Genomic DNA, 10,762 nt, shown 5'->3' with positions numbered 1-10,762 from the left:
TTTCGTAACAGTATTTCCTACTTAAAAAAGGAATCTACAAATTCATATTTATTAAATACCTGAAGGTCTTCTATACCCTCTCCTACTCCTATATATTTTACAGGAATTTGAAATTGATCACTAATACCAATAACTACTCCTCCTTTTGCTGTTCCATCAAGTTTAGTAACAGCTAACGAAGTTACCTCTGTAGCAGCAGTAAATTGCTTTGCTTGTTCGAATGCATTCTGACCAGTAGAACCATCTAAAACCAGTAAAACATCGTGAGGTGCATCCCCTATCACTTTTTGCATTACTCGCTTCACCTTTGTTAACTCGTTCATCAAGTTCACTTTATTGTGCAATCTACCAGCCGTATCAATAATAATCACATCGGCATCCTGATTTACTCCAGATTCTAAAGTGTCAAAAGCAACAGATGCGGGATCACTTCCCATATCTTGTTTTACAATAGGCACATCTACTCGATCCGCCCAAACTTGCAGCTGATCTATTGCAGCAGCCCTAAATGTATCGGCCGCTCCTAAAACAACTTTTAAACCTTTTTTATTGAATTGATATGCTAGTTTACCTATGGTTGTAGTTTTCCCAACGCCATTGACTCCTACTACCATTAAAACATATGGTTTCTTATTTACAGGAACATCGAAATCTGTAGCTTCTCCAGAATTAGTTTCAGAAAGTAATCCAGCAATTTCTTCTCTAAGGATTTGATTTAACTCTTCTGTTCCCAAATATTTATCCTTTGCTACTCGATCTTCTATCCTTTCAATAACCTTTATTGTAGTTTTCACACCAACATCACTGGTCACTAAAACCTCTTCAAGGCTATCTAGTACATCATCATCTACTTTAGATTTACCTGCAACAGCCTTACTTAATTTAGAAAAAAAGCTGGTTTTAGATTTCTCTAACCCTTTATCTAGGGTTTCTTTTTTCTCGGAAGAGAATATTTTTTTAAACAAACTCATGTGTCGTATTCAGAATGCTAATAAGTTAAATATGGATTTATCCATAAAATCGTATAAATATAAAAAGAAAGAGCCATTCCAATAAAATTGAAACGGCTTCTTTTTAAAATATTTTCTTACGAATTACTTTTTCTTAAAAAAGTCATTCACTGCATCAGGCTGCATAATAGACTCTACAAAAGTATATGCTCCCGTTTTCGGAGATTTAACCATCTTAATAGCTTTGGTCAATCTCTTTGATCCTGTCTGTAACGATGCTACTGATTTCTTTGCCATTTTCTTATTTTATTTCTTTATGAACAGTCATTTTCTTTAGAATAGGATTAAATTTCTTTATTTCCATTCTATCAGGAGTATTCTTTTTGTTTTTTGTTGTAATATATCTTGATGTACCTGGTTTACCAGAAGCTTTGTGCTCTGTACATTCTAAGATTACTTGAACTCTATTACCTTTCTTTGCCATTATAGTATCTTTTTAGAAGCTGAATTATTTTGTTAAGAAACCTTTAGCTTTTGCTTCTTTTAAAACAGCAGCAATACCGTTTTTATTTATATTTTTTAACGCTGCAGTAGACACTTTAAGTGTTACCCAACGATCTTCTTCTGGAATATAAAAACGCTTTTTAATTAAATTCGCGTTGAATTTACGTTTTGTTTTATTCATCGCGTGAGAAACATTATTTCCCACCATCGCTTTTTTACCTGTAAGCTCGCAAACTCTTGACATCTCTTCTTAATTTTGGTATTATTTCAAAACAGGGTGCAAATTAACGAATTATTTACCGAACCACCAATAATAGTTTTGTAATTTTTTTCTGTTTTTAAAAAAAAATCACCTTTACATTATTAAAGCTATTATATTCAATAGATGAATCAAAAAAATATCCTTTAAAATAAGAGCGACAAAGATACTACAATAGTTCTCTATAACACGTTTGTTATTTCTAATTTAAAAACAGGTATTTATACCTATATATTAAATCAAACATTGGAATTATTTTTACACCAGTTAGTTTTCATAACTGTAACTAGCTACTTGATATGGGGTAATTGAGTAGTAAACAAGCGGATCTTACGATCCGCTTTTTTTGCAACTATCATTATAAATTACAGAAAGTTAAGTTTCTAGAAAACACCTCAAGAACTGTTAAGAAAAACATAAAATAGCATAGCCTTTATAGTTATTATATAAAGTCTAAATTGTATATTAGAAAAAAAGTAATGCTATGTTACCCAATAACAGCAATAATTTTATCCGAACTCACGAACTAGATATTGGATCTTTCCATTTCCATAAGAATTATTTGATTTCTGAAATGAGTGAAGGAGCTTCTGTAGATTATGATAAAGCAACCAAATTATTTTTATTAGCAAAGGAATATTACGGAACTAACATTCCTTTTGTTTATATTACGAATAGAATAAATTCCTATTCTTTTGAACCAACTACTCATTTCAAATCTGCAAAATTATTCCCTAACCTAAAAGGATATGGAGTAGTTACATATGACGCTATTAATAATAAAATAGCAGCTTTAGAGCAATCTTTTCTTAATGTCCCTACTAAAATATTTGACAATCTAAAAGATGCTATACTCTGGGTAGATGAATTAATTATGCTTGATTGAGAAGACTAAGGTTACTAGCCATACTCTGATTACTTTTAACTATAAAAACAAGTACTGCTTACTTTAAATAATTTGAAATTATATTTTTATTACAAAAATAGTATATTACCATTGTAATTGGAAAACATCTTATTTTGATATGGTTCATGATTTTAACAAAAATCTTCTCCATAAGCATGAGCTTGCTATTGGATCATTCTACTTTTATAAGAATTATATTATTTCTGAAATAAAAGAAGGAATTACACTTACATTCGAAAATTGTACCGAATTATTTGAAATAATTCATTCCCATTTCGGAACTACTACTCCATTTGTATATATTTCTAACAGAAAGAATTCATATTCTTTTGTTCCTACTGGGCATTTTAAATCATCTAAGTTATTTCCAAATTTCATAGGATATGGCGTAATAACATATGACGCGATTAATACTAAAGTAGCTACCCTAGAACAGTCTTTCCTTGAAAATAAAACCAAAATCTTCGATAATTTGGATGAAGCAATACTATGGGTGAATGAACTTATTAAACCACTAACAAAATTAGATTAGCTTCTGTAATGAAAAAAGTAAAGAGCTAACAACTTCTAAAAAAAGAACAACACACGAATAATTAAATTAGTAAAACAAAAGCTTCTCAATTATCCTAAAGGTTTATAAGCAGATCTAATTACTAAAACGTTTGAAATTCATAAAACTATCATAAAATACTGAAATTCAAACACTAACACGAAATTATCTCTATAAGAATTCGACATACTCATAACTAATAAAAAACAAAAGTTATGACAACCAACACACAAGACACTTTAATCCGACAATATGATCTCAACCTAGGAACTTATTATATTTATAACAAATACATTATTGCAGAAATAAAAGAAGGTGTAACGATCACACTAGGAAAACTTCAAGACCTAATACCCATTGTACAAAAACATTTTGGCAATGGACAACCTTTTACATATCTATCCAACAGAATCAATTCTCACTCGATAATACCAACGGATTATTTAGATTGTCCTTTTCTAAATATGGAAAACTTTAAAGGGTATGGAGTCATTACTTACAATCTATTAACCGAGAAATCCACCGAGATTGAAAAGCATTTTGCGCAAAAACCTTTTTATAATTTCACCAATTTACAGGATGCAATAGAATGGTCAAAAGAACAAATAAGCATATAATAAGATTAGCTCAACTCTTTAAGAAGAAGTTCAAAAGATTTATTAACGGCTTTACCTATAGTTCGTTCTCTATGATTACTAAAAACAAATTTCTCAGAAAAAACTCTTTCTGGTGTAGCCACCGCAATAAAAACGGTTCCTACCTCAACATCACCATCCCCTTTTGTTGGACCTGCGTTACCAGTCGTCGCGATACTATAATCAGATTTAAATTTACTCTTAACACCTAACGCCATTGCTTCTGCAACTTCTTTACTTGTAACCGTAAATTTTTCTATCGTCTCTTTTGGAACACCTAAAAGATCACTTTTAGACTGGGTTGCGTATGTTACAGCTCCTCCCTTAAAAAAAGACGAGGTGCCTGGATAAGAAGTAATAGATTGAGCTATTTTACCTCCAGTACAACTTTCAGCAACAGCGAGAAAATGTCCATTAGAAGTTAATATTTTTCCAATTAACACCTCTATTGATTCCGTCTCTTCATACCCCACAATTATATCTCCTATTAGCGCTTTAAGACCAATAATTCTTTCTTCAATAGTATCTAACAACAATTTCTCATCAGTTCCACGTGCAGAAAGACGCAACCTAACCCTTCCTAAGTTTGGCAGATACGCTAATTTTATAAAGGATGGTAAATTATCTTCCCATTGTTCTATCTTCTTAGCTATAGCACTTTCTCCTACACCATAAGTTAACACCGTCTTATGAACAATAAATGGTCTATCAAATCTTTCTTGAAGCCTTGGCAGCACTTCATCGTTCATAAGATTTTTCATCTCAAAAGGAACACCAGGCATAGAAACAAAAACAGTTTCATCTTTATCGAACCACATACCAGGAGCGGTACCATATTGATTCATCAATACTACAGAAGTACTAGGAACTAGTGCCTGCATTCTATTAATATCAGTAACCGGAGTTTGGATATATTTAGCAAAAATCGCTTCGATATGCTGCAGAACCTTATCATCTTGCACCAAAGTATCATCAAAGAATTTACAAATTGTATGCTTGGTTATATCATCCTTAGTAGGACCTAAACCCCCTGTAATAAGTACAATATCAACCCTATTCTTCGCCTCTTCTAGAGCATTAAGAATGTGCTGTTTATCATCCTGAATAGAAGTTATTTGATAAACATCAATACCAATTTTATTGAGTTCTTTTCCTATGAATGCAGAATTAGAATCCACAATCTGTCCTATAAGAATTTCATCTCCAATAGTAATTATTTCTGCAAGCATAATTATTGAAAATCAACTTTCAGTTCTTCAATTGCACGATTAACTGTTGCGGTGATATGATCAAGAATCAAAGCTATTTCAGATTGATCCTTACCTGATTTCGACCAAGCTTCAACTTGCTTAATTTCTTTTAAAAGATCAATTCCGAATAACTGAAGATTCGGTTTCATTTTATGAGCAAATTGGTAGGCAGTTTTTGGATCATTATCTTTAACTGCTTGCCCCATACCTTCAAGATCGGGAGGTATTTCTTCTAAAAATGTTTGTACCAATACTGTTATAAATTCATCATCGCCACCTGACAATTCATTTACACTTTCTAAGCTGTAACTTTTGCTCATTTATTTAATTATAATTGAAAAAAAATATCATTCTTCTATCAAACCAGTCGACACATATTAACCTTTCGTCCCCAACTGGTCTTCCTGTAAAGATAACATCTCCAATCTTTAATCTAAAATATTTCATTGATTATTCTATAATCAAATTACAAAATAAAGAGAATAAAAGATGTATTCATATAATAAACATGGCACATACTAGCTTAAACAAACAAATTTAAACTTAACTAAAATTTAGTTTATATTATGTTAAAATAATTTGTTAGACTAATCTAACTTTTTAAATTTGCCAAAACTAATAATTAAGTTACACTGTTTAATAATGAAATCATTTTTATTCTTTTTGATCGCACTAAACACCTATCTAGTTACAGGTCAGACAGGAAACATAAAAGGAAACATTAACACAAATGAATTCCCATTACCTTATGCCAACATAGCAATATCAAACCCTTCCTTCAACACATATACATCTGCGGATGGGGATGGTTTTTTTGAAATTAAGAATATCCCTATTGGAGATTACGTTTTAAAAATTAGTTCGTTAGGACACCAAACCTTGACAGAAAATATCTCAATAACACCTAATACTTCTATCAAAAAATTCATTCTTAAAGAAGATCGATTAAATCTAGACCAGATCGTAGTAAGTGCAACTAGAAATCGAGTAAATCGAAAAAACGCCCCAGTGGTAGTGAATGTACTAAGTCCTAAACTACTAGAAGCTACACAATCTATATCAATTTCTGAAGGACTAAATTATTCTACAGGGGTTAGAGTGGAAAACAATTGTCAGAATTGTGGATTTACTCAAGTAAGACTTAATGGCCTAGATGGTAGCTACACCCAAGTATTGATAAATAGTAGAGCTGTTTTTAGTGCATTAAATAGTGTTTATGGACTAGAACAGATACCCACTAATATTGTTGAACGTATTGAGGTAGTTAGAAGTGGAGGTTCTGCTCTTTATGGATCTAATGCTATCGCAGGAACAATTAATATCATAACTAAAGACCCGATTCTTAATTCTTGGGAAATCGGCACTTATTTTGGCCTTATTGACGGAAATACTCCAGACCGTTCTTTAAACTTTAATGCATCTCTTGTAAGTGATGATTTAATGTCTGGAATTACCGTATTCGGACTTAATAGGGATCGAGAAGAATTTGATGCTAATGATGATGGGTTTACTGAGTTAACAACTCTCCAAAACACCACTTTTGGAATTAAAACATTTTTAAAACCAAATGATAGAAGTAAAATATCTTTAGATCTAACCACTATTAAAGAATATCGTCGTGGGGGAGATCGTCTTGACATTGCCCCACATTTTACCGACATTACGGAAGAATTAGATCACAATACTTTTTTAGGAGGGATTACTTATGAAGTAGAAAACAAAAAAGGTACTAACAATCTATCTATCTACACCTCTGGTCAATATACAGAAAGAGACAGCTACTACGGAGGATTAGGCGGTTCGAGAACGCGACAAGACAGCATTCTTGCACTAAACTCTTACGGAATCACAAAGGATTTAGCATTACTAGCAGGGATTCAATTCACCCAAAATCTTAAAAACGATGACATTATTACTATAGGTACAGAATATAACATCAGTGATACCGAAGATATAATTGCTGGTTATAATAGACTAATTGATCAACAAGTTCATACTATCGGTTCCTATGCACAGTATGAATGGAAACCAAATAATGATTTCACGGCACTATTAGGTACTAGATTAGATCATGTAAATGTCAAAGGAGAATATAATATAGGTGGTATTTCTAGAGAGATATCTATAAATCAAACGGTACTAAGCCCAAGAATAACAATATCCTACAATCTGCTTAATTCTTTAAAATTAAGAGGTGGTTACGCAAGAGGATTTAGAGCTCCGCAAGCTTTTAATGAAGATTTACACATCTCATCAGTTGGAGGAGAACCTCAATTTGTGATTTTATCAGAAAACCTGGATACGGAATTTTCCAATGCCTTTACTGCATCTCTGAATTACACAAAAAACATAAACAAAATTCAAACAGATTTTCTACTTGAAGGGTTTTACACAAGTCTTGAAGACCCCTTTACTTTGGTAAGTACAGGAGCAGTTCTCGAAAATGGTTCTATTCTTGAAGAAGTTAGAAATGGATCAGGCGCAAAGGTATTTGGATCTAATTTTGAAATTGGTATATCTCCTTCTAAAGAATGGCAATTTCAGTTAGGAGGAACTATTCAAAAAGCTTCATATAATGAAAGTCAAATACTTTTTGAAACAGATGGCACAATCCCTCAAGAAAGTAATGTAGCCGTAGATGAGTTTGTAAGAAACCCTAACACTTATGGATACCTTAATACATCTTGGGTTCCCGGAGAACAATTTAACATAGATCTTACTGGAACATATACCGGTGGTATGACAGTACCTCGTGTCATTAGTGACACAGGGTTTCTAGATCTTGTGGATACCGATTCTTTTTTTGATATGAATCTAAAACTTGAATATCATTCAGATATTTCAGAAAATTTTCACATCACTTTTAGCGGTGGAGTTAAAAACATATTTAACAGCTATCAGAATGATTTTGATATCGGACCTCTTCGCGATTCTGACTATATTTACGGACCTGGATCTCCAAGAACATTCTTTATAGGTATAAAATTTGGTAAGCTTCATTAACAATGAATTATTTGAGAATCATACTATTATTATTTTTATTCGTTTCCTTGCAAACAGAAGCTCAAGAAAATAAAACCATCAATTGGATAACTTTTGAGCAATTAGACGATTCTCTTGCACTAAAACCAAAAAAAGTAATTGTTAGTTTCTATGCCGATTGGTGTGCATATTGCAAAAAAATGGATAGAGTAGTTTATACTAAATCAGAAGTCATTGAAAAAATAAATAAGAATTATTATGCTGTAAAAATGAATGCAGAAAGTAGAGATACGATTATTTTTGATGGTGCTATTTTTACAAATAAAAATTACTTAACTTCAAGAAATGCGATTCATCAAATCCCAGTCTTATTGGCATCCAGGAAAAACAATTCTTTTTCTCTACCTGCCACTATATTCTTAGACGAAAATTTTAAAGTTAGAAAACGGTATTTTGAATACCTAAGCCCAAAGAAAATGTTATTAGCACTTTAGGTGTTAACCAAAAAGACTATTTTACTTTAATAGAAAACATTTTCTTTTCTTCTATAAAACCACTTAAATTATCATTTGTTTGCACAGGTCCTACACCAGCAGGAGTACCCGTAAAAATAATATCTCCAATTTTCAATGTGAAGTATTTCGATACGTATTCTATTAGTTCATCAATTTTCCAAAGCATTAACTTAGTGTTTCCTTCTTGAACAATTGCGTCATTCTTTTCTAAACGAAAATTAATATTATTTACATCCGAAAAATCGCTCTTATCAACCCATTTTCCAATAACAGCTGCACCATCAAATGCTTTTGCTTTTTCCCAAGGCAATCCTTTGGCCTTAAGTTGACTTTGTAAATCTCTAGCTGTAAAATCTATTCCAAGCCCAATTTCATCATAATATTTATGGGCAAATTTTTTATCGATATACTTACCTAATTTTTTAATCTTCACCAAAACTTCTACTTCATGATGTATATCATTAGAAAAATCCGGAATAAAAAAAGGTTGTTTCTTTAAAAGAATTGAAGTATCAGGTTTCATAAAAACAACAGGATCTGTTGGTTTTTCATTTTCCAATTCTTCTATATGATCCGTATAGTTACGCCCAATACAAATAATCTTCATAAAATTAATGATAATCGTTACAGCTTAAGGCTATTGTTTAACTTTCGGAGTCTAACAGCTGTAAGAACTTTTTTAGTATATAAAGGAAAATCTGCATTCTGTAACCATCCAAAATAACCTGGTTCATCTTCCATTACTTTTTCAACTAACTTACCTTTATGCTTTCCAAAAGAAAATATCTCTCTTCCTTCTTTATCATAAGCTATAAAACCAGCGAAATCCGCAAATTGTTTTCTAGAACTAAACTCTGCGAGAAATTTAGTGTCATTTTCTAATTCTGGATATCTATCTAACTGCGCTTTTAACACTTCATAAGTTGCATTAGTATCAGCTTCTGCAGAATGTGCATTTTCTAAATCTTTATCGCAGTAAAATTTATACGCAGCTTCTAAAGTTCTCTTTTCCATTTTATGAAAAATAGTCTGAACATCTACTGCAACAGTGTTTTTCATATCAAAATCCACATCAGCACGTAATAATTCTTCTGCTAATAAAGGAATATCAAATCTGTTAGAGTTAAAACCTCCCAGGTCACATCCTTTTATCATATCACTAACTTTATTCGCTAACTGATTAAAAGTTGGCTCATTAGCTACTTTTTCATTTGTAATACCGTGTACTTCTGTAGTTTCTGGTGGAATTGGCATCTCTGGATTAACAAGCCAAGTTTTACTTTCCTTATTTCCATTCGGAAAAACTTTAAGGATTGAAATTTCCACGATTCGATCTTTAGAAATATTTATACCGGTTGTTTCTAGATCAAAGAAACAGATCGGTCTTTTTAACGTAAGCTCCATAAATTGATTGTGTGCCTCAAAGATAATAGGTATAAGCTACAATCCGCAATAGTCTTGTTTTTTTTAACATTTATTATTAAGTCATAATACTTTTACAAAAACATTATCAGCAAATTTTCTTGTTACCGTTTCAATACTATCATTAAATTGAATTCTAATAGACTTGTCAAATTCTCGTACTTCAAGCACTTTGATCTCACTACTTAAAGCCAATCCAATTTCCGAAACAAATCTCAAAAAATTAACAGAACCATCATTTACAGAGATTAATTGACAAATAGCTCCTTCCTCTAAAGAAGATAATGTAATTTTAGGAACTACCTTGTACTCACCTTTTGAAGTAGGAATTAATTCTCCATGAGGATCTTTCTCTGGAAAATCCATAAACCGATCTAACTCATCAATTAATTTATATGATTTTATGTGCTCCAACTGCTCGGCTACCTCATGAACCTCATCCCAACTAAAGTTTAGATAATTATATAAAAAAGTTTCCCAAAGCCTATGTTTCCTAATAAGCCTAACTGCAATAGCACTACCTTCATCTGTTAATTCTAATTTCCCATACTTCTCACTTACTACGTAATTCTTTGTTTTTAACTTTTTGATCATATTATTAGTAGAAGCAGGAGAAACCTTAAGATACTCCGCCAATTGGTTATTCCCGACCTTCACCGAATTATCTTCCACTAATAATTGAAAAAGAGCTTTTAAGTAATCTTCTTCGCTTTTTGTTAAATTATTCAAATTTAATTTGTTAGTCATGGCTAACTTTTTTAGTTTTGCTATTATAATTAAACAAAAAT

General features: G+C 31.7%; 14 protein-coding genes. 5 read left to right on the top strand and 9 right to left on the bottom strand.

The features are described from left to right. Nucleotides 1-17 precede the first annotated feature (17 nt). The 4 genes from ftsY to rpmB form a co-directional block, all read right to left on the bottom strand. Nucleotides 18-971 (bottom strand): signal recognition particle-docking protein FtsY, encoded by a 954-nt coding sequence (ftsY, locus tag BMY33_RS16525; protein ID WP_091410617.1) that lies wholly within the window; start codon nucleotides 969-971, stop codon nucleotides 18-20. 123 nt (nucleotides 972-1,094) lie between these two features. Next, entirely contained in the window at nucleotides 1,095-1,247 is a 153-nt protein-coding gene (locus BMY33_RS16520; RefSeq protein ID WP_081415706.1) for a DUF4295 domain-containing protein, read from the bottom strand. A 4-nt stretch (nucleotides 1,248-1,251) separates the two neighbouring features. Beyond that, entirely contained in the window at nucleotides 1,252-1,434 is a 183-nt protein-coding gene (rpmG, locus tag BMY33_RS16515) for a 50S ribosomal protein L33 (protein WP_027395522.1), read from the bottom strand. 24 nt (nucleotides 1,435-1,458) lie between these two features. Further along, on the bottom strand, nucleotides 1,459-1,698 hold the full coding sequence (rpmB, locus tag BMY33_RS16510; RefSeq protein WP_091410615.1) for a 50S ribosomal protein L28: 240 nt from the start codon (nucleotides 1,696-1,698) through the stop codon (nucleotides 1,459-1,461). A gap of 499 nt (nucleotides 1,699-2,197) precedes the next feature. Here rpmB and BMY33_RS16505 point away from each other — a divergent pair, with 499 nt between their 5' ends. The 3 genes from BMY33_RS16505 to BMY33_RS16495 all read left to right on the top strand — a co-directional run bounded on the left by BMY33_RS16505 (nucleotide 2,198) and on the right by BMY33_RS16495 (nucleotide 3,787). Beyond that, nucleotides 2,198-2,599, top strand: coding sequence for a hypothetical protein (locus BMY33_RS16505; protein ID WP_091410613.1), 402 nt, complete (start codon nucleotides 2,198-2,200; stop codon nucleotides 2,597-2,599). A 139-nt stretch (nucleotides 2,600-2,738) separates the two neighbouring features. Further along, complete coding sequence (locus BMY33_RS16500) at nucleotides 2,739-3,152, top strand: hypothetical protein (RefSeq protein WP_091410612.1); 414 nt, start codon at nucleotides 2,739-2,741, stop codon at nucleotides 3,150-3,152. Between the two features lie 233 nt (nucleotides 3,153-3,385). Next, nucleotides 3,386-3,787: a hypothetical protein gene (locus tag BMY33_RS16495; protein WP_091410610.1), complete on the top strand. Its 402-nt coding sequence runs from the start codon at nucleotides 3,386-3,388 to the stop codon at nucleotides 3,785-3,787. 5 nt (nucleotides 3,788-3,792) lie between these two features. On the opposite strand, the gene BMY33_RS16490 is transcribed toward BMY33_RS16495, so the two are convergent. Then, the gene (locus BMY33_RS16490) at nucleotides 3,793-5,034 is read right to left on the bottom strand and encodes a competence/damage-inducible protein A (RefSeq protein ID WP_091410608.1); all 1,242 of its coding nucleotides are present in this window, start codon (nucleotides 5,032-5,034) and stop codon (nucleotides 3,793-3,795) included. A 2-nt stretch (nucleotides 5,035-5,036) separates the two neighbouring features. After that, nucleotides 5,037-5,375, bottom strand: a complete 339-nt coding sequence (locus BMY33_RS16485) for an Hpt domain-containing protein (protein ID WP_091410606.1) — start codon at nucleotides 5,373-5,375, stop codon at nucleotides 5,037-5,039. Nucleotides 5,376-5,697: 322 nt separating this feature from the next. Between BMY33_RS16485 and BMY33_RS16480 the strand changes: the two genes are divergently transcribed. Together BMY33_RS16480 and BMY33_RS16475 are read left to right on the top strand one after the other, a co-directional pair. Beyond that, nucleotides 5,698-8,058: a TonB-dependent receptor gene (locus BMY33_RS16480; protein WP_091410604.1), complete on the top strand. Its 2,361-nt coding sequence runs from the start codon at nucleotides 5,698-5,700 to the stop codon at nucleotides 8,056-8,058. 2 nt (nucleotides 8,059-8,060) lie between these two features. Continuing rightward, nucleotides 8,061-8,531 carry a thioredoxin family protein gene (locus tag BMY33_RS16475; RefSeq protein ID WP_091410602.1) on the top strand — a complete coding sequence of 157 codons (471 nt, stop codon included), beginning with the start codon at nucleotides 8,061-8,063 and terminating at the stop codon, nucleotides 8,529-8,531. Between the two features lie 16 nt (nucleotides 8,532-8,547). Here the strand turns inward: BMY33_RS16475 and BMY33_RS16470 are convergent, their stop codons facing one another. The 3 genes from BMY33_RS16470 to BMY33_RS16460 all read right to left on the bottom strand — a co-directional run bounded on the left by BMY33_RS16470 (nucleotide 8,548) and on the right by BMY33_RS16460 (nucleotide 10,721). Next, the gene (locus BMY33_RS16470; RefSeq protein WP_091410600.1) at nucleotides 8,548-9,159 is read right to left on the bottom strand and encodes a fumarylacetoacetate hydrolase family protein; all 612 of its coding nucleotides are present in this window, start codon (nucleotides 9,157-9,159) and stop codon (nucleotides 8,548-8,550) included. A 17-nt stretch (nucleotides 9,160-9,176) separates the two neighbouring features. Beyond that, nucleotides 9,177-9,956 (bottom strand): 3'-5' exonuclease, encoded by a 780-nt coding sequence (locus tag BMY33_RS16465; protein ID WP_091410599.1) that lies wholly within the window; start codon nucleotides 9,954-9,956, stop codon nucleotides 9,177-9,179. Between the two features lie 81 nt (nucleotides 9,957-10,037). Next, the gene (locus tag BMY33_RS16460) at nucleotides 10,038-10,721 is read right to left on the bottom strand and encodes a metal-dependent transcriptional regulator (RefSeq protein WP_091410597.1); all 684 of its coding nucleotides are present in this window, start codon (nucleotides 10,719-10,721) and stop codon (nucleotides 10,038-10,040) included. Nucleotides 10,722-10,762 lie beyond the last annotated feature (41 nt).

This window comes from Aquimarina amphilecti (genome assembly GCF_900109375.1).
In the GTDB taxonomy this organism is placed as follows: Bacteria; Bacteroidota; Bacteroidia; order Flavobacteriales; family Flavobacteriaceae; genus Aquimarina; species Aquimarina amphilecti.
The sequence above is the reverse complement of the archived record's forward strand: the minus strand, read 5'-3'. Positions and strand labels throughout refer to the sequence as shown.

What these genes read in the sequence shown, in the direction of transcription:
- ftsY (WP_091410617.1), bottom strand. Translation starts at nt 971, where the DNA reads ATGAGTTTGTTTAAAAAAATATTCTCTTCCGAGAAAAAAGAAACCCTA.
- BMY33_RS16520 (WP_081415706.1), bottom strand. Translation starts at nt 1,247, where the DNA reads ATGGCAAAGAAATCAGTAGCATCGTTACAGACAGGATCAAAGAGATTG.
- rpmG (WP_027395522.1), bottom strand. Translation starts at nt 1,434, where the DNA reads ATGGCAAAGAAAGGTAATAGAGTTCAAGTAATCTTAGAATGTACAGAG.
- rpmB (WP_091410615.1), bottom strand. Translation starts at nt 1,698, where the DNA reads ATGTCAAGAGTTTGCGAGCTTACAGGTAAAAAAGCGATGGTGGGAAAT.
- BMY33_RS16505 (WP_091410613.1), top strand. Translation starts at nt 2,198, where the DNA reads ATGTTACCCAATAACAGCAATAATTTTATCCGAACTCACGAACTAGAT.
- BMY33_RS16500 (WP_091410612.1), top strand. Translation starts at nt 2,739, where the DNA reads ATGGTTCATGATTTTAACAAAAATCTTCTCCATAAGCATGAGCTTGCT.
- BMY33_RS16495 (WP_091410610.1), top strand. Translation starts at nt 3,386, where the DNA reads ATGACAACCAACACACAAGACACTTTAATCCGACAATATGATCTCAAC.
- BMY33_RS16490 (WP_091410608.1), bottom strand. Translation starts at nt 5,034, where the DNA reads ATGCTTGCAGAAATAATTACTATTGGAGATGAAATTCTTATAGGACAG.
- BMY33_RS16485 (WP_091410606.1), bottom strand. Translation starts at nt 5,375, where the DNA reads ATGAGCAAAAGTTACAGCTTAGAAAGTGTAAATGAATTGTCAGGTGGC.
- BMY33_RS16480 (WP_091410604.1), top strand. Translation starts at nt 5,698, where the DNA reads ATGAAATCATTTTTATTCTTTTTGATCGCACTAAACACCTATCTAGTT.
- BMY33_RS16475 (WP_091410602.1), top strand. Translation starts at nt 8,061, where the DNA reads ATGAATTATTTGAGAATCATACTATTATTATTTTTATTCGTTTCCTTG.
- BMY33_RS16470 (WP_091410600.1), bottom strand. Translation starts at nt 9,159, where the DNA reads ATGAAGATTATTTGTATTGGGCGTAACTATACGGATCATATAGAAGAA.
- BMY33_RS16465 (WP_091410599.1), bottom strand. Translation starts at nt 9,956, where the DNA reads ATGGAGCTTACGTTAAAAAGACCGATCTGTTTCTTTGATCTAGAAACA.
- BMY33_RS16460 (WP_091410597.1), bottom strand. Translation starts at nt 10,721, where the DNA reads ATGACTAACAAATTAAATTTGAATAATTTAACAAAAAGCGAAGAAGAT.